This window comes from Candidatus Omnitrophota bacterium (genome assembly GCA_014728045.1).
Lineage (GTDB): Bacteria > Omnitrophota > Gorgyraeia > Tantalellales > Tantalellaceae > WJMH01.
In genome coordinates this window covers 1-22,993 of the sequence record WJMH01000020.1, presented here as the reverse complement: position 1 = coordinate 22,993, position 22,993 = coordinate 1, and the positions used below count along the sequence as shown (strand labels likewise).

24 protein-coding genes are annotated in these 22,993 nt (G+C 51.1%); 4 read left to right on the top strand and 20 right to left on the bottom strand.

Going from position 1 to position 22,993, the window contains the following annotated elements; translation table 11 throughout:
• The first annotated feature begins 3 nt into the window (after nucleotides 1-3).
• Nucleotides 4-234 (top strand): 50S ribosomal protein L28, encoded by a 231-nt coding sequence (gene rpmB, locus GF409_07335; GenBank protein MBD3427021.1) that lies wholly within the window; start codon nucleotides 4-6, stop codon nucleotides 232-234.
• Between the two features lie 76 nt (nucleotides 235-310).
• Here rpmB and GF409_07330 read toward each other — a convergent pair whose 3' ends face one another.
• From GF409_07330 to GF409_07260, 15 genes are all read right to left on the bottom strand, one after another.
• Entirely contained in the window at nucleotides 311-3,784 is a 3,474-nt protein-coding gene (locus tag GF409_07330; GenBank protein MBD3427020.1) for a hypothetical protein, read from the bottom strand.
• A 146-nt stretch (nucleotides 3,785-3,930) separates the two neighbouring features.
• Nucleotides 3,931-5,625 carry a single-stranded-DNA-specific exonuclease RecJ gene (gene recJ, locus GF409_07325; protein ID MBD3427019.1) on the bottom strand — a complete coding sequence of 565 codons (1,695 nt, stop codon included), beginning with the start codon at nucleotides 5,623-5,625 and terminating at the stop codon, nucleotides 3,931-3,933.
• A 7-nt stretch (nucleotides 5,626-5,632) separates the two neighbouring features.
• Nucleotides 5,633-6,523 (bottom strand): cation diffusion facilitator family transporter, encoded by an 891-nt coding sequence (locus GF409_07320; protein MBD3427018.1) that lies wholly within the window; start codon nucleotides 6,521-6,523, stop codon nucleotides 5,633-5,635.
• Nucleotides 6,524-6,532: 9 nt separating this feature from the next.
• Nucleotides 6,533-8,758, bottom strand: coding sequence for a protein translocase subunit SecD (gene secD, locus GF409_07315; protein MBD3427017.1), 2,226 nt, complete (start codon nucleotides 8,756-8,758; stop codon nucleotides 6,533-6,535).
• A gap of 32 nt (nucleotides 8,759-8,790) precedes the next feature.
• A complete protein-coding gene (gene yajC / locus GF409_07310) occupies nucleotides 8,791-9,114 on the bottom strand; it encodes a preprotein translocase subunit YajC (protein ID MBD3427016.1) in 324 nt (107 codons plus the stop codon).
• A 78-nt stretch (nucleotides 9,115-9,192) separates the two neighbouring features.
• Complete coding sequence (tgt, locus tag GF409_07305; GenBank protein ID MBD3427015.1) at nucleotides 9,193-10,305, bottom strand: tRNA guanosine(34) transglycosylase Tgt; 1,113 nt, start codon at nucleotides 10,303-10,305, stop codon at nucleotides 9,193-9,195.
• A gap of 84 nt (nucleotides 10,306-10,389) precedes the next feature.
• Nucleotides 10,390-10,770: a response regulator gene (locus GF409_07300; GenBank protein ID MBD3427014.1), complete on the bottom strand. Its 381-nt coding sequence runs from the start codon at nucleotides 10,768-10,770 to the stop codon at nucleotides 10,390-10,392.
• The gene (locus GF409_07295) at nucleotides 10,757-11,167 is read right to left on the bottom strand and encodes a response regulator (protein ID MBD3427013.1); all 411 of its coding nucleotides are present in this window, start codon (nucleotides 11,165-11,167) and stop codon (nucleotides 10,757-10,759) included. Before GF409_07295 ends, GF409_07300 begins: the two co-directional genes overlap by 14 nt.
• Nucleotides 11,168-11,198: 31 nt before the next feature.
• Nucleotides 11,199-11,756, bottom strand: coding sequence for a hypothetical protein (locus tag GF409_07290; GenBank protein ID MBD3427012.1), 558 nt, complete (start codon nucleotides 11,754-11,756; stop codon nucleotides 11,199-11,201).
• A gap of 21 nt (nucleotides 11,757-11,777) precedes the next feature.
• Nucleotides 11,778-13,172 (bottom strand): radical SAM protein, encoded by a 1,395-nt coding sequence (locus GF409_07285; GenBank protein ID MBD3427011.1) that lies wholly within the window; start codon nucleotides 13,170-13,172, stop codon nucleotides 11,778-11,780.
• 41 nt (nucleotides 13,173-13,213) lie between these two features.
• Nucleotides 13,214-13,363: a hypothetical protein gene (locus GF409_07280; protein MBD3427010.1), complete on the bottom strand. Its 150-nt coding sequence runs from the start codon at nucleotides 13,361-13,363 to the stop codon at nucleotides 13,214-13,216.
• Entirely contained in the window at nucleotides 13,311-14,342 is a 1,032-nt protein-coding gene (locus GF409_07275; protein ID MBD3427009.1) for a radical SAM protein, read from the bottom strand. Before GF409_07275 ends, GF409_07280 begins: the two co-directional genes overlap by 53 nt.
• Nucleotides 14,333-15,163 (bottom strand): hypothetical protein, encoded by an 831-nt coding sequence (locus tag GF409_07270; protein MBD3427008.1) that lies wholly within the window; start codon nucleotides 15,161-15,163, stop codon nucleotides 14,333-14,335. The genes GF409_07275 and GF409_07270 overlap by 10 nt, the downstream gene beginning before the upstream one ends.
• Nucleotides 15,153-15,413: a PqqD family peptide modification chaperone gene (locus GF409_07265; protein ID MBD3427007.1), complete on the bottom strand. Its 261-nt coding sequence runs from the start codon at nucleotides 15,411-15,413 to the stop codon at nucleotides 15,153-15,155. The genes GF409_07270 and GF409_07265 overlap by 11 nt, the downstream gene beginning before the upstream one ends.
• Nucleotides 15,403-15,831, bottom strand: coding sequence for a lasso peptide biosynthesis B2 protein (locus tag GF409_07260; protein ID MBD3427006.1), 429 nt, complete (start codon nucleotides 15,829-15,831; stop codon nucleotides 15,403-15,405). Before GF409_07260 ends, GF409_07265 begins: the two co-directional genes overlap by 11 nt.
• A gap of 127 nt (nucleotides 15,832-15,958) precedes the next feature.
• Here GF409_07260 and GF409_07255 point away from each other — a divergent pair, with 127 nt between their 5' ends.
• From GF409_07255 to GF409_07245, 3 genes are read left to right on the top strand one after another with little or no spacing between them, the layout of a single operon-like run.
• Nucleotides 15,959-16,852 carry a hypothetical protein gene (locus tag GF409_07255; GenBank protein MBD3427005.1) on the top strand — a complete coding sequence of 298 codons (894 nt, stop codon included), beginning with the start codon at nucleotides 15,959-15,961 and terminating at the stop codon, nucleotides 16,850-16,852.
• On the top strand, nucleotides 16,747-17,535 hold the full coding sequence (locus GF409_07250) for an ATP-binding cassette domain-containing protein (protein MBD3427004.1): 789 nt from the start codon (nucleotides 16,747-16,749) through the stop codon (nucleotides 17,533-17,535). Before GF409_07255 ends, GF409_07250 begins: the two co-directional genes overlap by 106 nt.
• Nucleotides 17,532-18,356, top strand: coding sequence for a hypothetical protein (locus tag GF409_07245; protein MBD3427003.1), 825 nt, complete (start codon nucleotides 17,532-17,534; stop codon nucleotides 18,354-18,356). Before GF409_07250 ends, GF409_07245 begins: the two co-directional genes overlap by 4 nt.
• On the opposite strand, the gene GF409_07240 is transcribed toward GF409_07245, so the two are convergent.
• The 5 genes from GF409_07240 to GF409_07220 form a co-directional block, all read right to left on the bottom strand.
• Complete coding sequence (locus tag GF409_07240) at nucleotides 18,353-19,396, bottom strand: aminotransferase DegT (protein MBD3427002.1); 1,044 nt, start codon at nucleotides 19,394-19,396, stop codon at nucleotides 18,353-18,355. The two genes, GF409_07245 and GF409_07240, sit on opposite strands and share 4 nt — an antisense overlap.
• A 9-nt stretch (nucleotides 19,397-19,405) precedes the next feature.
• On the bottom strand, nucleotides 19,406-20,026 hold the full coding sequence (locus GF409_07235) for a PIG-L family deacetylase (GenBank protein ID MBD3427001.1): 621 nt from the start codon (nucleotides 20,024-20,026) through the stop codon (nucleotides 19,406-19,408).
• Nucleotides 20,023-20,709: a hypothetical protein gene (locus GF409_07230; protein ID MBD3427000.1), complete on the bottom strand. Its 687-nt coding sequence runs from the start codon at nucleotides 20,707-20,709 to the stop codon at nucleotides 20,023-20,025. The genes GF409_07235 and GF409_07230 overlap by 4 nt, the downstream gene beginning before the upstream one ends.
• Complete coding sequence (locus tag GF409_07225; GenBank protein ID MBD3426999.1) at nucleotides 20,709-22,175, bottom strand: hypothetical protein; 1,467 nt, start codon at nucleotides 22,173-22,175, stop codon at nucleotides 20,709-20,711. The genes GF409_07230 and GF409_07225 overlap by 1 nt, the downstream gene beginning before the upstream one ends.
• 9 nt (nucleotides 22,176-22,184) lie before the next feature.
• The coding region (locus tag GF409_07220; GenBank protein ID MBD3426998.1) for a glycosyltransferase at nucleotides 22,185-22,993 on the bottom strand (809 nt) is incomplete at its 5' end.

Sequence of the window (22,993 nt, the reverse complement as noted above, 5' to 3'; positions counted from 1 at the left end):
GCTATGGCAAGAGAATGTTATATATGCGGAAAGAAACCTGTAAGCGGCAGGACAATAGCCCGAAGGGGTATGGCTAAGAGTAAAGGCGGGGTCGGTCAGAGGACTACCGGCAAGACACTTCGCAGGTTCGTCCCCAATATCCAGACCGTCAACGCCCTCATAGCCGGCAAAAAGAAAAAGATCAAGGTCTGCGCCAAGTGCATTAAGGCGGGCAAGGTCAAAAAAGCCGTCTGATAAGTTCTCTCCTTTAAAAACCCGGTATACACATCAAGTATACCGGGTTTTTACATAGCGGATAAGGCCCCTGACCTTACGCAGCTACCAGCATTTCCGTGAGCATTTCATTGAGTTCCTTCTGGTGTTCGATATCTATGATACTTACCGGAGGCAGCGTGAGAACGACGTTGCGCGCCAGAAGAGCCGGGTCGCTGAGCCACTCGTCCTTTATCTGCGGGCAATCTAGTCCTGTCATCTCGGTATAGATCCTCCGGAAAGAAGACCAGTCATCATTAAGCATGCACCTGGATATCCCCAGAAGGCCTTCCAGGTTAACGAAATCGGCAACGCCTTCTTTTTCCACGACAAGCATGTTGACATTACCCCGAAGGTCATCGATCTGGGTTGTATCCTCAAGAAAGACCACGGTGTTCTGCGCATTGCATTGGTTACTCTCAAGATAGGCGTTCATTTCCTCCATCGACATGAAATGCACTTTCTCCATGGCGAGCCTGTCCCTCGACCTCTTGGAAAGGTATGTCACCACTCTGCCTTGGGAAGCTGCCGGGATATCCCGGTCAATTAGTATATGGGTCACCCTTCCCGCGGTGACAGAGGTATCGGCGCTCACGCTGAGTTCATGCACCTTTTCAACGCTTTTTTTGAGATTATCTTTGTATTCACCCTTTTCATTGACTTCGGCCTTTTCCGGGGAGACCTTGAAAGTGGGCTCCAGTGTTTCGGGATCGAAAAGCGAAAGCTGGACCGCCGCGGCGGGCTCTTGCTTCTTCTTTCCGGGGCTTTCCGGGAAAAGCTCCTCTTTCTTCTCCTCAGGCGGCACCTCATGCCTGACAAGATACTCGTAAAGGGATATTTTCTTAGCCTTGTAATATTCCTTGGGGGGAGCCCGGAAGACCCTGTTCCTGCCCTCGCTGGCCACCCAGACCGAATATTCCTCATCGAACCTGAAAAGATCCCATCTTATCTCACCGTCCTCGTCAACGGGCAGTATCGGAAGCGTCATCAGGTTCAGTCCTTTGTGATAGATCCTGCCGAAAAGTTTGCCCCTTCTCATCTGGAAATTCTGGGGGTCTCTGACGGACACCGCCCACTTGATGATCGGATAGAGTTTTTTCTTGGTGCTGCCCCTTCCGGTTATATGCGTGGTCTTTAGGCGGTTCTCGATCCATCTGCGGGTTTTCTCCTCGGACCCTACCATCCTGCCGGTGGCAAGAAGATATTCCTTGATCCGGGAGATCTTCCATTTGTAGACCCTGCCCCATTCTCTCCTCTGGTCAAGGTCCTTCCAGTCATGGTTGTACGGCCATCCGGAACTGTAGAGGCAGTGCCTGGCAAAGAACTGCTCAAGATCAACTCCGAAGATCTTCTCCCCGAAAAGATCATCCTCTATACCGTGCTCCTTCATGAGCTTTTCCGCGTAGGCGATCTTCTCATCGGATAGGCCCAGGACCTTTCTGGAAGAAAACTCCCGGTAAGTGGATTCAAGATATTCCATTATATGGCGCCTGATCTCATTCGGGTCGTTCATTCCGGCGATACGATGTATCATCGCGTAATACGCATTGGTCCCGAAAGTCTCACCGAAAGGCTTTCTGGTATCATCACCGTTCACCTTCACTTCAAAGGAAACGTCAAGCCTGACAGCATCCTGCAGGGGCTTCTTATCCTTGAGGGTCGCCTTATAGAACATCAGGTCGTTCAGTATCTGCCTGTACTCGTCCGGATCATGATCTATCTCATGGAAAAGCCTTTCAGCCAGCATGACCAGGGCCCCGGCCTCTTCCCACCAGCTAGTCCCGGTCTTCTCCCTGCGGTTGTGCACCCATCTGTCATACAGAAAATCGATGAACTTCTTGTTGAAAACGATCCTGTTGAAATAATTGGTTGAATTGGCTTCAAGATTGGTCGCAAGCTCAACGCTTATCTTTCTGTTCTTGAGCCTGCTGGCCTTTTCAGAAATATGGCTTGCGACAAGTTTAGAATATCTGTTATCCTCTTGAAAAACATCCTTGGCGCAGTTGATCAGATATAATCCCTGGTTAAGCATCTCCGCGACCTGGCGCGCCCTCTCGGAAGAGCCCTCCTCGGCAAGACAGACGAACTCAAGCTTCTTCCTGTAATAAGGCTTCCCACATGCAGCCATGACCTTGACAGCTCTGGCTTCTCCCAAAACCTCGGCTACCCTCGCCATACCGGCTTCCAGTATGCTCGCCGCGGTGAAAAACCCAGCCCGCAGCAGTTTCTTGCGGTCCCAGCCATCCACCTCATCCATGATACCGAGACGGACTGTTGATTTGGGCATTTCGTGATCGCGCTCGAGTACGGTAATGTATATTCCGGTGGTCCCTTCATCAATATCCAACGCCGCGTAACTCAGATGAGGTCCGAAACCTATCATGTTAAGGGGAGCTTCTCTATCGTTCTCCCCGGAAGCTTCGGCCACCTCCACCTCGAGTTTTCTTTCGCTCATAAGGCGTTCGAAAAGCTCTTTGGTTGACTTCGTGGCAAATGGACGTTTTTCATGTTTCTCATCGGAAAGGAGGAGGTCGTACATCTGGCGCGGGGTTTTTCCGAATGTCACCCTGCGCGCCAGATCAAACCCCTCCTTGCTGGCCATCCATGTAAAATCAAGGTCCTGGAATACGGCCATCTCTGTACATTCCCGGAAAGGAGTGTTATCCCCGAAACGCCAATTGTCATGCACCGACACGTAATGAACGATCCTGTCGCGAAGCGCCGGGTCATAATTCACTTCCTCGAGGATCTCCCGCGCGATCTTCGCGCTCTCGGCCATATGCTTTCTCTTGACGTCCCTATCGAAAGAACGCGTCTTCTCGCTGCTCAGGCAATTGGCGTAACCGGTATCATGCAAGAGAACAATCGGTATGAGAAGGTCTTCGTCCAGTCCTTCACTGCGGGATATCCTCGCCGCCTCGAGCATCATCCATGATATGTGTACCAGATCCGCGGGACGGGCCTTAGCATAATAAGGCACGACTTTTTCCCATATCCTGAGATGTGATGGCTTGATCTTTCTCGTCTTTTCGGAAGCGTCGGCGGAAAGGTATTGCACAAGATAATTATCCGTCTCATAATACTTCTCCGGGACGATACCGTCAGCCACGGCCCCGTTGTAAAGGACGTTGTGCGTATTTTTGGGAATAACGCGCACGATTCCGGCATTCTTGAAACTGATGACAAGAATATCCCCGTCCGCTTTCGCGAAATTCCTCGCGAGGAATGACCTGTAGCGAAAATGATCCCACAGGGGAAGTCTGGAGAGTCTTTTGAATAGTTCGCTCGCGCCGGCCTTATCCTCGATAACAGCACCGTAGGTGAATAAAGCGAAGCTGAGAAAATCGGCATCAGAAACGACAGACGCGTTAAAGAGCGCCCTCTCATCCGTTACGGGCCTATCGTCGGAAACCAATGCCGGCGAAAGGTTCCTGGGCATAGAGGCTCCTGCCTCCTGAACGATGGGCTGACCCACCATGCCCAGAACGCATATCGATACGACTAATATCCTGAAAAGCTTATTTATTCGCATATCTGACTTTTTAGTATTTTACTTTTTATACATTATTTCAAATATTGTTACCTATTTCAAGAATAATAGTTAGCTTTTTTTGACCTAACATGATATTCACTATATTTCCCTGTTATTGAGATGGTCTTCTGATGAGGATCCCGGGATCAATGGTGGTTGACCACCTTGAGGTCCTTGATGTTAAGCTGTATGGAATCGATACCGTTCCAGCTGTTGATGGAAGGAGTATAGGCAAGATCTATAAGGTCCCCGGACTTGGGTTTCAGGACCTTGTTCTTCCTGAAGGTCACCGCCTCGCAGGTTATGTTACCGCAGGTAACAAGGAATTTGAACCCGCTTCTTCCTATTTCACGCGGGCGGTTCTTTACTTTAATGCCGTTCGAGGAAAAAACGGGTTCGGTATTTCCCGGCCCGTACGGCATCAGCATGGAAAGTTCGTTTATGAGCTTGACCCCTACATGGGAAAAAGGCAACTGAAGATCCACTCTGAGCTCTGGCGATATTTCTTCCATGCCCTCAAAGGACCTTTTAGCGTGTTCGTTTATGCTTTTTCTGAAAGCTTCCAGGTTCTTCTTCTCGATCTTGACCCCGCATGCCTGCTCATGACCGCCGAAATCTGTCAGGTACTCCCTGGAGGAATCTATCGCCTCGAAGAGATTGAACCCGTCCACTCCACGGCCTGAGCCCTTTCCCCTGTCACCGTCAAAAGCTATAAGAATAGCGGGGCGTGAGAATTCTTCTGTCAGCCTGGAAGCGACTATACCGATAACACCGGGATGCCATGCCTCGTCGCCCAGAACAAGAACGTTCGCCTCTTCCAGGTCTATCTCTCTGCGGACCCTTTCCTGGACGTCTTTTAATATGTCCTTTTCTATGCTCTGCCGGTTCCTGTTCTCCCTGTCCAGAGTGCGCGCAAGCTCCCGGGCCTTATCCGGATCCTTGCACATCAAGAGGTCCAGCGCAACATTAGCCGAACCTACCCGGCCCATGGCGTTTATGCGAGGTCCCAGTCCGAAACCTATATGCCTTGAACTGATCTTTTCTCTGTCTATGCGCGCAACGTCCATGAGGGCCAGTATGCCCGGTTTTTCCGTTGTCCTAAGCCCCTTGAGCCCCGTCCTGGTCAATATCCTGTTCTCCCCCTGCTGCGGCACAATGTCGGCCACTGTCCCCAGAGCCACAAGGTCCAGGTGCTCGTCCGCCACCTCTTCGCGACCCTTCATCAAGGCTCGGGCCAGCTTGTATGCTACCCCCACCCCGGCCAGATATTTGAACGGGTACATGCATTCCGTCTGATGCGGATCGATTATGGCGTATGCGGGCGGATGGACGTCGCCCTTGACCTCGTGGTGGTCGGTTATGATAACGTCGATCCCATAACTATTGGCACACTCGACCTCCTCGACTGAATTGATGCCGCAGTCAACAGTAATTATGAGCTTAACCCCCATATCCCTGGCCAAGGCTACCGCGCGTATATTGAGCCCGTACCCCTCCTCAAGGCGATTGGGTATGAAGCTCTCCGTATCGGCGCCCATCTTCCCCAGTATATCGGCAAGAAGCGCTGTTGAAGTAACGCCGTCAACATCGTAATCGCCGTAAATGAGTATCTTCTCTTTCTTTTCGACGGCTTTCCTTATCCGGGCAACACCACGGTCCATGTCCTTCATCAGGAAAGGATCATGACAGGATGAAAGCCCCCCGAAAAGGAACTGCTGAGCCTGTTCGGGGGTTCGAATGTCCCGGTTAAGCAGAAGCTGCGCAAAAAGCGGCGTCACCCCGAGCGCATCGCTCAGGACTTTCTGTAATCTCGGATTGGTATTCTGTAACTTCCAGTGCATTTGCCTGTTAATCGGTTTCCATCCCGGCGGGTTCTACATGTACGATTATATCCTTGACGTTGGGAATCTGTTCAACTATATCTTTTTTGATCTTCATCGTCACAAGATGCCCTTCTTCGACGGTTTTCTCGGCGCCCACCCCGATAATGGCTTCAACAAAGAACTCGATCCCGGTTTTTCTGACCATTATCTTTTTGATCTCCTTGACGCCCTTGACCCTTATTATGATATTCTCAAGCCGTCGTCTGAATTCCTCGGGCGGAGCAGCGTCCATAAGCTCGTCATAAGCGGCATGGAAATTCTCCGCTCCCATCTTAATGATAAAACCGCCCACGATCACTCCCGCCAGAGGATCGAGGTAGGTCTTTCCGAGCATGGCGCCGGCTATGCCTATGAGAGCTGCCACCGAAGAAAGAACATCGCTCCTGTGGTGAAAAGCATCGGCCTTTAGAGAAGTACTGTTAATCTCTTCACCGGCTTTAATGACCCTTCTGTAAGTGATCTCCTTGACTATTATCGACAAGACCGCAGCCAGCAAAGCCACCAGACCCGGTTCGGCCATCTCGCCGGTTATGAGAATCTTCGCCGAATCGTAAGCGATCCTGACCCCGACTATCAGAAGCACCAGAGAGACGATCTTGGCGGCTATGGATTCGGCCCTGCCGTGCCCCAAAGGGTGATGCTCATCAGGTGGCTTTTGGGCGATCTTGAAGCCGATAAGCACTCCAACGCTTGTGAGAGTGTCGCTTGCCGTATGGAAAGCGTCGGCTATCATGGCCTGTGACCGGCCGAAGATGCCCGCGGAAAATTTCAGGACAAAAAGCAGTATGTTGCTTAATATACCTGTCCAGGCACCCTTCTGCCCGACCTTGTAGCCGTCGCTGTGAGCATGGGTCATGGTTCTCGGTTATCTGCGTAACTTCCTTGAAGGCCAGTCGATCAATAACGGGCTGGCTATGAATATGGATGAATAAGTACCTACCAGCACACCGACCAAAAGCACGAAGGAAAAGTCATTTATCACTTTACCGCCGAAAACGAAAAGGGCCAACACGACTATCAGCGTGGTCAGAGATGTCAGCACGGTACGTGACAAGGTCTGGTTTATGCTCGTATTGATTATCTCTTCCTGGCTGGCTTTGCGCATGAATTTCCTGTCTTCCCTTATACGGTCGAAAAGGACTATCGTGTCATTGATAGAATAACCTACTATGGTCAGCAGGGCCGCTATTACCGGAAGAGAGATCTCCCTGCCGGTAAGCGCCAGCATCCCGAGGGATACGGCCACGTCATGTATCAGCGCTATTATCGCGGTAATGGCGAACTTGAACTCAAAACGGAACGAAATATAGATACAGATGCCCAGCATGGCGAAGATAAGCGCCTTGATGGCCGCTTCCCTGAGGTCTTCACCTACGGCAGGACCGACCGTCTCGACCCTCATCACCTCGAAAGAACCCTCGCCGAACTTCTCGCGGAGACTTGAGATTATCATTTCGGTCTTCCCGCTGAAGGACCTAACTATTATCTCCTTGCCCTCGCCGAACCGCTGTATGGAGGCCTCGCCAAGACCTACCTGGGAGAGTGCTCCGCGCACATCATTTACCGGGACCACCTCCTGGAACCTGAACTGCTGAAGAGTGCCCCCGGTAAAATCCACTCCGAGGTTGTTCGCGCCCCTCTGCACGAAAAAGAACATGCCAACGGCTATTACAAGGACCGATACGCCATATGCTATCTTTCGTATGTTCACGAACGGTATGTTCGGCTGGCTGAAGAATTGCAGCATCGGCAGCTTTGTCATGTTCGGCCTGCTGATGGTGATTATGTCCATTATAAGGCGCGTTACCACCAGCGCGGTGAACATGCTCGCGAGTATACCTATGCTCAGCGTTGTGGCGAATCCCCTCACCGGACCGGTCCCGAACTGGAAAAGTATGAGTGCCGTTATCAGCGTTGTGACATTAGCGTCGAGTATCGTCCAGAAGGCTTTGTCATATCCGGCATGTATCGCTGCCCTCAGGGATTTACCAAGTCTTGACTCCTCGCGTATCCTTTCAAATATGAGAACGTTGGAGTCGACCGCTATACCGATGGTAAGAACAAGACCAGCTATACCCGGCAGGGTGAGAGTAGCCCCGAAATAGGATAAAGCGCCGGTAATTATGAAGATATTGAGAACCAGAGCGAAGTCGGCTATAAGACCAGCGAGCAGATAATAAACGGCCATGAAAAGAAGGACAAAGATACCGCCCATCAATATGGCCCTTATGCCTTTTTCGACCGAATCCTTACCCAGAGCGGGACCTACGCTGCGTTCCTCTATGATGTCGACCGGGGCGGGTAGAGCACCTGCCCTCAGGATGAGAGCTATGTCCTTCGCTTCCTGGAGGGAAAAGTTACCGGTTATCTGCGCCCTCCCCGAAGGTATCCTTTCCCTTATAACAGGGGCGGTCTGCACCTCGTCGTCAAGCACGACTGCCAGCCTTTTACCGACGTTCCTGCCGGTGACCTGGGCGAAGATGTCACCTCCCTCATCGTTTAATTCCAGCGAAACATAAGGCTGTCCGAATCCCTGCTGGCTGAACTCCGTTGTCGCGTCCACCAGCATGTCACCGGTAAGTACCGCATCGCTTTCGACCAGAAGCGTTTCGGTCTTTCCGTCGCGTGTCTTCATCTGCTTAAGTTCGTAGCCCTCGACCTGTTCGCCGTCCATGGCCTTCTTAAGAAGCTCCGGATCATCGGAAACCAGTTTGAACTCCAAGTGGGCCGTGCGTCCTATGATCTCCTTGGCCCTTTCCCTGTCGGTCACGCCCGGAAGCTGCACGAGCAGGCGGTTCTTCCCCTGCAGCTGTATCACCGGTTCAAGCACACCGAACTGGTCTATCCTGTTACGGATCACCTCAAGAGCGCGCTGAGGCGCGTCCTTGGCCTGGTCCGCGGTGAGATCGGAGGTATCCACCTCCAGTATCATGTGCATGCCGCCCTGGAGATCGAGCCCCAGGTTGATCTTACCCTTTTCGACGACATTACCCTTCTCATCATGGATATCAAGCGGCGGATAAGAGAACCATACAGCCAAAGCGGCGATAACCACTACAAGAACACTTTTCCATTTAAGACTTTTCCACATATCTTTCTAACCCTTTCTTGGAAATGAACTGTTTATTCGCTTTTCGGTTTTCTGAGCTTCGCCACCGAGCTTTTCTGCACCTTGATCCTGGTATTATCGTCAACCCGCAGAGTAACAACATCGTTCTGTATGTTCACGACCGTCCCGAAAAGCCCCCCGGCTGTGACCACCTCGTCGTTCTTCTGGAGGTTCTCCAGCATCTTGGCGTGCTCCTGCTGGTTCTTTTTTTGTGGACGTATGAGCAGGAAATAAAAAACTATGAAAATAAGCGCTATGGGCAGAAGACCCATCAAAGGGTTCTGCTGCATCTGGGGCGCCTGTGCCGGTGCGTTCTGTGCAAATGCCAAAGTCAACATACAACTCTCCTTCTGTTATGCAATTGTTCAATAATATTACTAATTATACGAATTATCATGCAAAAAACAACTTCCTTTTCAAGATTGGTAATTTCTGAGGAAATCTTTTTTGAACTCGGAAAACCTGTCCTCCCGTATCGCCTCTCTGGCAAGTTCTATCAATCTTGCGTAAAAATAAATATTATGCAGGGATATTAGCCGCAGAGCAAGTATCTCCCCGGCGTTGAAAAGGTGTCGTATATAACCCCTTGTGTAATTTTTGCATGCCGGACACTGGCATTCTGGGTCTATCGGAGCAAAGTCCTCCTTAAAAGGCGCGTTTCGCAGCTGCAGCTCTCCGGAGAAGGTAAGCGCCTGGCCGTTCCTTCCGTTGCGTGTGGGCACGACGCAATCGAACATGTCCACCCCGCAGGAAATGGCTTCCAGTACATCCGGAGGTGTGCCCACGCCCATGAGGTACCTGACCTTATCTTCAGGGAGCTGTTGCGCGGTATACTCGGTGATCTCGTTTATCAGTTCCACAGGTTCCCCCACAGCTATACCCCCCAGAGCATATCCGTCAAGGTCCATCCCCACCAGTTCTTCAGCGCATCTTTTCCTGAGATCGGTGTAAGTGCTCCCCTGGACTATGCCGAAAAGCGAGGTGTCACACTCTTTCTCGAAAAAGCGCTTCCTGGACCTCTCGGCCCATTTCAAGGTAAGATCGACCGAATCCTCCACATAATCCCGGGTGGCCGGATAATGCACGCACTCATCAAGGGGCATCATGATGTCGCTGCCCAGGGCCATCTGAAGGTCAATAACGTTCTCGGGCGTGAAAAAATGCCGGGAACCGTCAATATGGGACCGGAACTCCACTCCCCCGTCTGTTATCTTCCTGAGCTCGGCGAGGCTGAATACCTGGAACCCTCCGCTATCTGTGGTTATCGATCCTTCCCACCCCATGAACCGGTGGAGCCCTCCGGCTTTTTCAATGATATCCCTGCCCGGCCGCATGTAAAGGTGGTAGGCATTGGATATTATCATGTCGATACCGCAGGATGCGACCTCTCTGGAAGTAAGGGTTTTCACCGTGGCCTGTGTGCCGACCGGCATGAAAACAGGCGTAGCCATCTGGCCGTGATTGGTAACCAGCTTGCCGCAACGGGCACGGCTAGTCTTGTCAACGTGCTCTAGTTCGAATTGTAGCATGGTTTTAATTTACCCTGTTTGCGGATATAAAAATAGAGAGAAACTATTCTCTCTATGTCGGAGGGACCTGATTCAAGCAGCGCCTCAGGAAAAATCACTGACCGCGTTTATCAGCTCCTCTATGCTCCCGCCCTTAACAAGGAACCTGTCCGCCGTACGGGCGTAGACGCTCTTTTCGTATTCCTGGTAGCCCGTGTAAATGATGATGCGCGAATACGGCGAAACCTGCTTAAGCGTGTTGAGTATCGAAAGGCCGTCCTTATCGGGCATCATGAGGTCGAGGATGATTATAGAAGGATTGTTGGTCTCAAGATAGGCCAGAAGCTCGTAACCGTTATAGACCGAATCGACCTGGTAACCCTTGTCCTCCAGTATATCCGCGACAAGTTCGCACATCTCCCTGTTGTCGTCCGCTATTACCACTCTCTTCTTCTGCTGCATGCTGTACCTGTTACTGGCGGACACTCAACGTCCGGTTTATCTTTTCTATAAGTTCCTCCGGCTGGAAGGGTTTTGTCATGTAGTAGTTCACCCCGCAAGCCCTTGCGGTCATCTTTTCGACATCATCATCAAGGCATGTCAGGAAGATCTTGGGAAGCTGCTGGTATAATCCCTTGTCCCTGAAGTCCTCTATAAGATTGAATCCCGACCTTTCCGGCATGAATACGTCGATTATCAAAAGGTCCGGATCGTATTTCTCAATGAAATATTCTGTCCTGGTGGGATCGGTAAGTGTCTTTACCTGGTACCCCTCTGATTCAAGTATATCCTTTATCGTGCTCAGAAAGTTCTCATCATCGTCGATCGCCAGTATTACCTTGCTCATGAATAGATCACTCTCCCCGTTGATTTGCAAAGCCATGAAAAAAGCGGATATATTTTATCACTACCAATTATGCTTGTAAAGCTTTTTGGGGCTGGCCGAGTATATTGAATCTTATTATCACAAAAGCAGTTATGCTGCTGGCGATATTGAAGACCACATCGCGCCAGTCGAACACCCTGGTTGGCAGAAATAGCTGTATTACCTCATCGATCACTCCTGCTCCAAGGCAAAAGAGAAGACCATATACATAAAGTTCAAGGCCATATCCGGAAAAGTCGACCTTAAGGGCGTTGAATACAAGAACGCTCAAGAGACTGTATTCCAAAAGGTGTATCTTTTCCGCCGGATATATTGCTAACTTGTTTAAAATAAAGTAGATACACGCGCAACCGAGAAGGATGATATAGTTCACAATCCTCTTTTCCCGGCGAAAAACACTCATATATAGAAATACCGCTGCAAGCAAAAAACCACCGGCAAGATACACTACGAACAATCCGCGACCGTTCAGATAGCCGTCGACCGCATCCCACAGACTGGGAGCTACGGTCAGGGTAGCATATACCCCGAGCATATATGCAACGACCAGACACCAGTTTATTAGCCTTTTCCCGGATCTATTCATATATTAAAGATATATCGCAATTTACTTGATACGCTTAAAAATGCTTTCAAGATCGTGACCGAAAAGTTCCCTTTGAGAAGAATGCCAGAACTGGGCTATCTCCTTGGCCTCCTTGTACAATTGGCATAATTTCTCGTGAGAGATGGTATCCAGCTCTATCACCGGTTCATCGAAACGGCTGTATCTGGAAAGATCGCGGTCTATTATCCTGAAACCTTCTTTCTCGGCATTCTGCACTATCGGCAGGCCGGGGTAAGGTGTAAACAGCGCGACTTCCTGCCGGTCGTTGAGACCTCTTTCAAATAAATATACCATCGCGTCAAGGCTTTCCCGTGCGGTCTGTTCGGTCTCCCCGGGATGGCCCATTATCCAGAATGTCGCCACTGTCATGCCGCAATTTACGGCCACTTTGCATTTTTCGATAACTTTTTGCAGGGTTATGGGTTTTCTCATGCGCCTGAGCACTTTCTCTGAGGCGCTCTCAACGGCGATCAGCATCCTCTTGACACCCGCTTCCTTCATCAGGTGTATATGTTCCTCCGGAAGATTGGCCGCCCCGACCAGTGCCGCGGTGTCCCTCTGCCCGAAATCGAACTGTTTTAATCTGGCGCATAACTGCCTGAAAGATCCTTCCGGGTAATTGAACACGCTTCCAAGGAAGTAAATATCGTTATCGTAATTCTCGACAAGGTATTTTATTTCGGCTGTTACCGCCTCTATCGACCTGGGCCTCACCTGGTGCCCCCAATATTTGCTTTCCACGCAATAGGAACAGTTCAAAAGACAGCCGCGGGTAGTGGTTATGAAATACCGGCTCCTTTTCATGAATTCCGGGTTGGGTTTGGAATAATCAACCGGCGGCAAGCCCCCGAGGTCCCCCAGGGGCCTTTCAGGATTACGTATGACTTCATCCCCTTTCCTGTAGGTTATGCCCTTAACACCTTCAAGGCTTTCTGAAGACAGTACGCGCTCCAGAACCTCTTCCATGGTCCATTCGCCTTCTCCCCTTACGACGATATCCACCTCAGCGCTGTCGCGAAAGACCTGGGTGTCCGTATAGGTCACATGAGGCCCCCCCATCACGATAACTGCCTCCGGACAGGTTCTTCTGGAGATCTGGGCGATTTTGAGAGCTGCCGGATACTGGGGGGTCAACGCCCCTATACCTATCACGCGGGGATTCGCCCGGCGGAGCCTATCGGCGACGTCCTTGTCAGAGAAAAAGAATTTTCTTCTGGTGAACAGTTTGTCGGGAATATCCTTGTACAGCTCGTCAATACAGAATATATCCGTGGAATAGCCCTTCGTATCAAGGTAGGAACAGATAGACAACAATCCCTCACCCACGGTGAACGAATCAGTGTGAGGAAGTATGCCCTGCGCACAGAAAGGGGATTGTATAAGAAGTAGATCCATGCTTTCAGCTCTCCATTAATCCAAAATTCATTCAGGCCGTCTTACGGAGGACATGTGCCTGCCTGTTGCAGGGTCTCGGTGCAGCCCCCTATAGCGCTCCTGCAGGCAAGAAACACCCGGTCTATCTTCTCGGTATGTTCAACCTGCGGCTTGTCGTACTTTTTCTTCTCCATGTTCTTCGGTTCTGTCATGGCTTACCTCCTTGCGTATTCTTGCCATGCGGCAAAGCTCACCTGAACGGGCGAACAATCTGCCCTCTTCGGTAAAAGAAATTCCTTCGCACCTGAAACACCATCCGGCCATCTCGCAGCCGCAACACTCCGGAAGCGGCCTGCTCGCGGCATCCCGAAGATGATCCAGAAGAGGGTTATCCGACCATATCTCTTTAAGGGACCTCTCATTCACGTTCCCCAGGGACAGCGGAACGGATATGCAGGGCGTCACCTCTCCGTCAGCCCTGAGTGCGAACGTGCACCTTCCGAAATGGCAGCTGTAACAGGCCCCGTTATCAAAAAGGCTCTTAAGCGCCCGGGATGAGAAGAAACTTCTGAGCTGTTCATCACTTGCCCTGTACTCAAGTGGCGCGGGATCCCCGTCGTCCCTCGCGAAAATAAGAGGAGAAGCGATATGAAGAACGCCCATTGATTCAACGAGAGACTGTATATCGTCTATCGTATCAGCGTTCCGGTTCATGACCGGCGTCTTGACGGCAATACTTATCCCCTGCTCCTTGAGCAGTTCCAGAGCTTTGAGCGTCTTATCGAAAGAGCCCTTAACGCCGCTCAGGCCGTCATGTGTCTGTGGATCGGCACCAAGTAGCGTGGTATCCACATGATAAACCCCCGCCTCTTTAAGGCGCAAAGCTTCCTCCCTGCCGATAAGGGTGGCGTTCGTATATAGAAGAGTGGCGAAGTTCTTTCTAGCCGAATAAGAAAGGATCTGCCAGATATCCTCCCTGAGAAGAGGTTCTCCCCCGGTGATACTTAAAAAGAGCGTTCCCATATCCGCCGCCTCGTCCATACACCGCTTGAGCGCATCAAGAGGCAGCACATGTCTTTCTGTGTTATAACAATGGACGCAGCGGTTATTGCAGTCGGTGTTGATCTCAAAACACGCAAAAAGGGGTATATTCTTCTCTATCAGCCTGTCGTAAAGACCGCCTATCCGCATAGTGCCCTGTCCTCTTTAAGAAGTTCTATGACATTGTCGTCTTTTCGAAACCCCATCCGGTAAACCGCAAGGCGAGAGCCCATCCCGGTCACCAGGCCGAGAATATCATCAAATAGATCCGATTCGAACCCCGCCATCTCCGGGAACGAAAGGCTGGCATTGGAGAAAAGACCCTTAACCGCCTGAACAGCGTCCATCTTCCGGCAATAGAACCGGTCGGACTTATCGATAAAGAACATAGCTTCGATCGGATACGAGCCCCTCCCGGAGAGCTTGCCCCAGGGAGTCGCGCAGGCCATCCATGTGCCGTCATCCCGCTTTCGTACCGCGACACAGTCATCGGAGAGAACGTGGCAACCTGTATTCGAGGCTATGGTGCTTTTCCCTCCGGAATTAGGAGCTATGAAGACCATCGCTCTTGCATCTTTCACTACGGCCGAAGAATGAAGTATTATACCCCCCCAGTGTATTATGACATACTGGAAACATATGCGCAGAAAATTGTCCAGAATGAATTCCGACGCTTCCGGGCTCTGGTCCGAAGCATCAGGAACGACCGCGAAACGGGCGTTCTTGTCTATATGTCCCGACCCCACGTTCATGCTTATGATATTGGCTTCTCGGTCTTTTTCGTCGTTATTGAGAGCGAACCTGACCAGCCCGCGTGATGGCATCATCTTAAGGAGGAACTTCTCCCCCTCCGGCTCATCGGGAACGAGGAAATCCTTGAGCAGTTTCCGGATGATCGGCCGGCTCTCCGGAAGGCTGTATTCCAGCTTTACCGGAACGCCTGCTATCTCGGCGTACATACTATAGGACATCAAGCGTCTCTCTTTGCTGCATATCGGCCAGGAACTCCCGCACGTCCTTCTCTGCGGTCTCTCTGTCGACATCGAACACCGAAAGGATATGGTCAACTATCTCATCGGAGCTTTTCCCTTGCTCAAGATAATTCCATATCTCCGTACCGACCTGGTTGAGCACCATTACCTGGGAATTCTTTACAGAGACAAGGACGGCCTTATCCTCAACCAGCCTCCAGGGAACTCTGTGAGCTCTTTTATATGTCATAACTCCTCCTGTCAATATCACTAAACGCCTCGGGATAACTGAAGACCGCCCGGAACTTTTCCGGATGCGCTCTTTGATCCGTTTCGACCCAGCAGTGACCGGTTAACTTATCCCTGTCAAAAGAACAGCCGAAAACTATGTTGGCCCTTATGCCGTTCTTCCTGAAGAGGCGGCAGACCGCAACCGAACTGGTCAGGCACCGGGGCCTTATCCACAAACGCCCCATCAGGAAATAAACGAACGTAAGATACCTCTTGAATTTCTCAGCCGGGTATTTCCCCCGGCGGGCTAATTCGACACCGGCCAGAGCGAGCCTTTTCCCGGGCGGGGTGAATCCCACCAGGACCACATCGGCAAGGATGCGGGACAAAAGCCCCAGGTCCCGGTAATAAAAAAGTTTACGGAAAAACTCCTGCATATGGTCCTCTTCCTCGGCTGTTATAATGATTATTATATCAGATACTATGGTTAATTCAACTTATACGATGCCGCCCGGGAAAATAATAGGTTAAAATATATCTGTTTATGTAATATAATGATTTTATATGACTAATGAAGCGACCGGAAAAACAACTTTTCAGAACTCTGAAAGTATCGTCAATTACAATACCCTCCTCAGCGAACATACCGCCTCTTTGCTCCGAAGGTTCGGTGAGCCCGGCATCCCTGTAATGCTGTTAAAGGGCATCGCTCTTGTTAATGATGTTTACGCCGATACCAGTGACAGGGTCATGGGTGATATCGACCTTCTCGTCAGAAAAGAACACTCCGCCGAAGCGGAAAAGATCCTCAGAAAGAACGGCTTTGTTTTCATTCAAGGGAACATGGCGAACGCCAGGGTCTATGGGAAGACCGAACCCCTTGAAATATATGTGGACCTGCATACGGGACTAGTCAATCCGCAGAGCCCCTCCCAGTCCAAGGTATACAGCCCCGATATCGACTCCATATGGCGGCGCGCCCGGGAGGTGGACTTCAGCGGGAACACGGCTTTCACGCTTTCTGCTGAAGACAGAATAGTCTACCTCGCATTCCATATGCTAAAGGAAAGGTTCTCGAAGGATAAATGGTTCCGCGACCTTGTATTGGTGATTGAACACTATGCTCCCCGCGTCGATAAAGCGCTTCTTGAAAGCATTTCAAGAGAGTGCGGCACACACAAATTATGCTGCATGATAATCGACCACCTGAAAGATCAAAGAAAAGAGGACATCCGGGGACTTGATGCGGTATTCGACGGTAGCGGCTACTTTCTCTACCGCTTCGAGTCTCGCCTTTTCAGAGCCCTGCTCGCCCCCTGGGCAAGAGGCCTGTTCCCCCTTCGTGAATTCCTATGGCTTATCGCGATGGACTCAGCCAGGAAAAAGGCGTCATTTACCGCCGATCTCATCCGGTACCTGCCGATCAAGATGATGCGCACTTTGCGGAGGATAAGATGAGAAGCGTTCTGGAGATAAAAGGCCTCTCAAAGGAATACACCAGCGGCATTTTCCCCTTCCGCGCGAAAGATCCCGTGACCGCTCTTGATAACATCGATCTTGACATCGATTCCCCGGGTGAAGTTGTAAGGATATCCGGGCCTAACGGCTCCGGCAAGACGACCCTGCTTAAGTGCATATCGGGTATCATTCTCCCCACTCGGGGCACCGTCAGGGTCCTTGAAAAGGACATCCGGAAGAACCATAATGATGTTATAAGGAATATAGGGCTGCTGACGGACCAAGAACGCAGTTTTTACTGGCGCTTATCCGGAAGGGAGAACATGAGGTTCTTCGGGGGGCTCCACGGATTGGACAAGCCTACGACCGACGAAAGGATACGGTCTCTGGCCGACCGCCTCCAGATAGAAGACCTCGTCGACGAGCCCTTCTCCGGTTATTCGACCGGGATAAGGCAGAGGTTCTCCATAATGAGGGCGCTTCTTCACAGGCCCAGGCTGCTTCTTCTTGACGAACCCTTAAGAAGCCTTGACCGGTCTTCAAGTGAACGGTTATCCTCCCTGGTCCTGGAATTATCCAGAGAAGATGGTGTTACAGTGATATACACCACACATGAACAAAACCCCGGAGGGATGCCCTCCTCCCGCCACTTGCGAATGGATAAAGGCAGGGTGATCGCATGAAGGCCCTCTTCTGCGAACTAAAGAAGATCTTCGTGTTCCTGAAAAAGGACCTTAAACTCGAACTGAGCTATAAGTTCTCGATACTTTTAAGGGCACTGAGCGTAATCCTATTCTGCCTGGTCTTTTTCTTTCTCTCCAGAATGGTCGAAGGAAGCAGCATCAAGGCCCTTTCGGCATATAACGGGAATTATTTCTCCTTTGCGCTTATCGGCATGGCTTTTTATTCGTTCTTCGCTGTTCTGCTGAATTCATTTTCATCCAGACTCAGGCAAGAACAGCTCACCGGGACGCTGGAAGCAATTTTTCTGACCCCGGTGCGTCTTCCGACTTTCCTGGCGGGGATCACCTCCTTCAGCCTGAGCCGCGGGCTTGCGAACATCTTCTTCTTTTTCCTCGTGGGAGCCCTCCTGCTCGGCGGAAAGATATATGTTTCTAATATCTACCTTTTCACGACCGTACTTCTATTAAGCATGGCCAATTTTTTATCCATCGGTATTATCGCATCTTCATTCATACTGGTCTTCAAGCGCGGGAACCCTGTCAACTGGCTGATCGAGAATGTTTTCCTCCTGGCCGGCGGGGTGCTTTACCCCGTCTCCGTCCTGCCGGATTGGATGCAGGTTTTTTCCAGGATGCTTCCTCTTACATATTCGCTGGATGCGCTTAGGAGCATAATGATACCGGGAGCTGATACCTCCGCGGTAAGTGGGCAGATAACGGCACTGGGAATATCTCTGGCAGTACTTTTTCCCCTGGCGGCTTTATCATTCTCCAAAGCCGTCACGGAAACAAAACGCAGGGGTAACCTTTCGCAGTATTAACCGAAAACACTTTCTACGGCACTTACCACTTTTTTACGTTCTTCCTGCGTTAGTGAGGGATAGATAGGCACCGAAAAGAGGGTAGAATACGCGCGGTCGGTGTTCTTGAAGCCGGATCTTATCTCAAGATATCTGTGGAGGGGTTTAAAGACCGGACGCGCAGCAGTGACACCACTTTCTCCGATCCGGGAAATGACCTCTCCGAGGTCCCGGTCGGTCGCCAGTACGTACCTGTAATAGACGTGGTCGAACTCACCTTCGGGAAGCTCAAGGTCAAGCCCCGAAAAAGCGGCATGATAGCCTGAGGCGATCTCTTTGCGGACTCGCACGAATTCATCCGCTCTCTCCAGCTGAACGAGCCCGACAGCTGCCTGGATATCGGTCATTTTATAATTATATCGGAGCTTGTAGTGCTCCTTCTCGTCGTAATCTCGCCTGTCCCTGGCTATTCGGAGGACCTCCTCATCATCGGAGACCAGAGCGCCCCCTTCCCCGGAGGTGATCATTTTGCACGCATAGAAGGAAAGCATCCCTAAGGTGCCGATACTTCCGGTCCTGAGGTCTCCGTACCTGGCACCCAGCGACTGGGCGCAGTCCTCGACCACGGGTATACCCAGGTCCTTTATCCTCTCCAAGTCCGCGGGACTTCCGAACATGTGCGGCACTATCACACAGGCAGTGTTTTCTGTCCTGTTATCCTCTATGCTGCTAACGGAAATATTGAACGTATCCGGTTCGATATCACACAACCTGGGCCTGGCACCGGTCAGATATACCGCGTTAAGTAGAGCGCTGCAAACATACGAGGGCATGAGGACCTCGTCCCCCTCGCCTATGCCCATGGCCACAAGCCCCAGGTGAAGCGCCGAAGAACCCGAATTGGTGAGCACCGCGCCTTTGACCCCTATGTAGCGGGCCAGCTCTTCCTCGAATTTTTTTACGCGCTCACCCTGGGCGATATTCCCGGACCTTACCACCTCAGCCGCGGCCAGGGCTTCCTCTTCATAAAGGGTCGGTCTGGAATGCGGTATTTTTTCCATGAATTCACCTCATATGGAGTCCAGAAGGTAACGCAAAGCGCAGAAACCTTCGGCGTACTTTACCTTGGCCTGAAAACCCCTGAAATTGGCAACAGCACGGGTGCTTTCCACCATGTCAAGGCTCGTGGGATAGTCCCTTTCCACCTGTGACTTATGGCACTTGAGAAGCTTGATCTTTTCATCCAGGACATCGGCTATGTCCACAAAAAGATGGGGCTCATAGTTCCTCGAGGTATAATCCTCGTAGAAAAGCACCTTCCTGCGGTACCTGGAGGCCACCACTGTGCTCTCGGCGAGATACCGGTGGTCCTGATGCGTATCATCTGGATAATTCACCAGTATCACCTGCGGATCGCACTCGCTTATCACTTGTTCTATCTTGCCTATCAGTTCCCTGCCTACCACAAGGCGGGTATCGGTGAACCCGCCCCAGTATATGTTCTTTACGCCCAGAAGGCGGGCGGATTTCTCCTGTTCCTTTATGCGGACCTCGGTGTCACCCCCGAAATCACCGTGGGTCGCCACGAAATAATATATCTTGGTCTTTTTCTGGGCCGCCATTTTAAGTAGCGTGCCGCCGCAGCCGTATTCTATATCATCCGGATGAGCGCCTATCGCGAGTATGTTCATTTTTCTCTCCCTTCCCTTATTATATCTATGCTTTTGCTCCCGCTTGTGAACAAAAGGTCTATTACGGACATGTAGGGTTCGAATCCCTCGTATACCTGTTCGTATTCAGGATGCCGGTAGGACTGGAACTTAAGTTCGATACCGCTGCCCGAGAACAGATCTTCTTCAAGGTAGTCCCTGCCGCCCGCTCCTGATAAATATACATCAGCATCCAGCCTACTGCAAATATCAACAAGCCTTTGGGTGCCCGAGGTCTCAAGGTCCATAGTAGAACTTTTTACGATCCGGGCCTTTATCCCCAGCGCGCGCTTGAGATACTGTATGAAATGAGAATTGATCTGTTCAAGAAGAGGCCACTCTCTCTTGAAGGTCTCCTCAAAGAAAGCGGCGTGTTCTTCGAAGTGAGGCGCCTTGGAATAGTTGATCTCTATGCTCTTTATGTGCTTGTCACTCCAATTCGTGGTATTATCTATTTCAACTTGGTTGATCGGCTGGCCGAATTGGTAGAGAACAGGTACGGTAAGCCACTGCCAGGTATCCGCGTTGCGTATCTTGTTCCTGTTCTGCCACTCGTTCTTTTTGTACTGTACGTCGTCCAGAAGGACGAAAACGTCGCTCTGGTCCATCTTGTCGAAGTAGCCCAGCCAGGGCAGGTACTGCGGCTGATGTATGGCAACTATCATTAATCGGCCTCGCTTTTTTCGAATCTGACAAAAACCGGGTTGCTGAAGAGCATGCTCGGGTATTTTCCCCTCACATCAAGGCGGTAATATATTTTACTCCCGGGTTCGTAGTAGTCATCGCTGAAGCTGATCCTGCCCGGCTGTGCGAATTTGAACTGTTTTATCACCTTGCCTGACCTTACCAGATCAGCGGTGACTTCTCCTTGCGGGACGCCTTCCCATCCCACGAAAAAATCCACCTCGACAGGGCCGGAGGCAAGGAGCTCTTCTCCCATGCCGGCCGTTTCTCCATTACTATATTTTACCGTAAAAGATCTGATTTGCAATTCGTGCCCGCTGGAACGCCTTACAGCGTACATACTGCCCTCTTTCATGGCCCGCATTATGTTTTCCCGGGTATTCTCCCCGACGATGAAAACCGTCTGCACTTCGTCTATCTGCTTGCCGCCTGAAGCCTCCTTGCTGTGATAGGACATCTCTCCCACGGCCCATACTGGTCGTCGTCTTTTGCCCGCGCAGTACTCACCGAGCACGGTATCCCACACGCCCCCCGGAGAGCCTACCTGCCTATAGCCCTCATAAAAACAGCAGAACCCAGTATAACCGGACACCTCCAGCATGTAACCGGTGGCTTCGGGACTTTTGAACCAGACCGGCCCGAGGTCCCTGTGGGTAAAAGCCTCCGGGCTTGACCAGAAGGTCATCCCTCCTTTTGAGTTCACGTAATCGATAACCTGCTGATAAGGGCCAGAACCGGCACTTCCGTGATACTGATCATATCTGTAATACTTGTAAGGATAATTAGCAAGAGCGAACACCGCGCCTGTTACGATAAAAAACCAGCACAGACTGTCGGCAAGGTAATACCTGGGGTGCTTTTTCCTGAGGCAGATCGCACCCAGCAGTATCAAAAGAAAAGGCCACAGCTTAAGAACGCTTACAACTCCGTAACCGGAGAACCCCCCGTTCGAAATGGTTGGGATCTGCGAGTAATCGGACGGCTCAAGACCCGTAACCAGGAACTGAATGTCCCAGTCGTGCAGAGTGAGCCCCCCTCGCCCCAGCGGGCTTCCGGTCCAATAATAAAAGGGTGCTACTTCTGCCGACATATTTACGGTGAGATCGGGGAAGCTTTCATTGATCTCGCCGATCCTGCGGGCGTATTCGCTCGGACCATACTTGATCAAGCCGTCCCGCTCAACTGTCTTTTTGATAACCCGCCTGAAGGGATATATCCCGTATTCCCACCGCGGCATGAGGTTTTCGGTAAGAAAAACGGCCGCGATCCCCTTTTCATGGGCCATTTTCACAAGTTTTTCAGGAGCGTACTCTCCGGAAGAAACGCTTGAGTTGAGATGCAAAAGCCCTTTTACATATACAGAGTCCTCGACCGAAAAAGCGCTCAAAGCGCCTGAGTGCAGCAAGAATCCCGTTATCAAGATAACCCTGAGAGTATATTTAAGCATATTTAGGATCTATCCTTTGCTAAGAAGCTCCCGGTAAAGCGAATCGAGTTTTTCTATCATTTTCCCTGAGGAATATTCCGCGACCGCTTTATCGTGCCCGCGAAAGCCCATTTCAAGCGCGTTATGCCTGTCCTCCAGCACCTCGTCGATAGCCCCGGAAATAGCAGAAGAAGAAGCAGGTTCAACAAGCCTTCCCGCCCCTCCGGCGAGAACAGAAGGCACCCCGCCCACGCGCGTGGCTATGACGGGTTTTTTGAAATACATCGCTTCAATGAGCACCCTGCCCATTCCTTCGTTAAGCGAGGAGAGAACAAATAGGTCCAGTGACTCTATCATCGCCGCGGTGTGTTCCTGCCACCCGACAATACGGAACCTTTCCTCGATATCCATATCTTTGATCTTCTCCTCGAATTCTTTTCTCAGGGGCCCGTCCCCGGCGAGAACGAAATAAATATCATCCCTTTTCCGGATCTGCCTGCAGGCGGCATCAATGAAAAATTCGAATCCTTTTATCTTGATAAAACGCCCTATGGCTCCGACCAGGACCTTCTCCCGGGGTATGCGCATCTCTTCTCGCCAGTACTTTCCCCGCTCAGCCTCTTTTTCCATGTGATCGAAATCCACGCCGCTGGGTATCACGGTGTACTGCTCTCTCCTTCCAACTCCCGCCCGAAGCCATTCCTCGCATTCGGCGGGGGTTAAACCAACTATCCTTTCGGTCATGCGCGCGGCTATCCTCTCGCAGGTCACGATAAAACCAGTAAGGGCCTTTCCGAAATATCCGTAGAAAACATGGCCATGCGGAGTGTAGACGAGGT

Coding starts and splice junctions, on each gene's coding strand:
- recJ (MBD3427019.1), bottom strand. CDS start 5,625: ATGCACTGGAAGTTACAGAATACCAATCCGAGATTACAGAAAGTCCTG.
- secD (MBD3427017.1), bottom strand. CDS start 8,758: ATGTGGAAAAGTCTTAAATGGAAAAGTGTTCTTGTAGTGGTTATCGCC.
- GF409_07270 (MBD3427008.1), bottom strand. CDS start 15,163: ATGTCCTATAGTATGTACGCCGAGATAGCAGGCGTTCCGGTAAAGCTG.
- GF409_07245 (MBD3427003.1), top strand. CDS start 17,532: ATGAAGGCCCTCTTCTGCGAACTAAAGAAGATCTTCGTGTTCCTGAAA.
- GF409_07320 (MBD3427018.1), bottom strand. CDS start 6,523: ATGACCCATGCTCACAGCGACGGCTACAAGGTCGGGCAGAAGGGTGCC.
- rpmB (MBD3427021.1), top strand. CDS start 4: ATGGCAAGAGAATGTTATATATGCGGAAAGAAACCTGTAAGCGGCAGG.
- GF409_07240 (MBD3427002.1), bottom strand. CDS start 19,396: ATGGAAAAAATACCGCATTCCAGACCGACCCTTTATGAAGAGGAAGCC.
- GF409_07225 (MBD3426999.1), bottom strand. CDS start 22,175: ATGCTTAAATATACTCTCAGGGTTATCTTGATAACGGGATTCTTGCTG.
- GF409_07275 (MBD3427009.1), bottom strand. CDS start 14,342: ATGCGGATAGGCGGTCTTTACGACAGGCTGATAGAGAAGAATATACCC.
- GF409_07265 (MBD3427007.1), bottom strand. CDS start 15,413: ATGACATATAAAAGAGCTCACAGAGTTCCCTGGAGGCTGGTTGAGGAT.
- GF409_07295 (MBD3427013.1), bottom strand. CDS start 11,167: ATGGCTTTGCAAATCAACGGGGAGAGTGATCTATTCATGAGCAAGGTA.
- GF409_07255 (MBD3427005.1), top strand. CDS start 15,959: ATGACTAATGAAGCGACCGGAAAAACAACTTTTCAGAACTCTGAAAGT.
- GF409_07285 (MBD3427011.1), bottom strand. CDS start 13,172: ATGGATCTACTTCTTATACAATCCCCTTTCTGTGCGCAGGGCATACTT.
- GF409_07280 (MBD3427010.1), bottom strand. CDS start 13,363: ATGACAGAACCGAAGAACATGGAGAAGAAAAAGTACGACAAGCCGCAG.
- GF409_07250 (MBD3427004.1), top strand. CDS start 16,747: ATGGCTTATCGCGATGGACTCAGCCAGGAAAAAGGCGTCATTTACCGC.
- yajC (MBD3427016.1), bottom strand. CDS start 9,114: ATGTTGACTTTGGCATTTGCACAGAACGCACCGGCACAGGCGCCCCAG.
- GF409_07260 (MBD3427006.1), bottom strand. CDS start 15,831: ATGCAGGAGTTTTTCCGTAAACTTTTTTATTACCGGGACCTGGGGCTT.
- GF409_07230 (MBD3427000.1), bottom strand. CDS start 20,709: ATGATAGTTGCCATACATCAGCCGCAGTACCTGCCCTGGCTGGGCTAC.
- GF409_07330 (MBD3427020.1), bottom strand. CDS start 3,784: ATGCGAATAAATAAGCTTTTCAGGATATTAGTCGTATCGATATGCGTT.
- tgt (MBD3427015.1), bottom strand. CDS start 10,305: ATGCTACAATTCGAACTAGAGCACGTTGACAAGACTAGCCGTGCCCGT.
- GF409_07235 (MBD3427001.1), bottom strand. CDS start 20,026: ATGAACATACTCGCGATAGGCGCTCATCCGGATGATATAGAATACGGC.
- GF409_07290 (MBD3427012.1), bottom strand. CDS start 11,756: ATGAATAGATCCGGGAAAAGGCTAATAAACTGGTGTCTGGTCGTTGCA.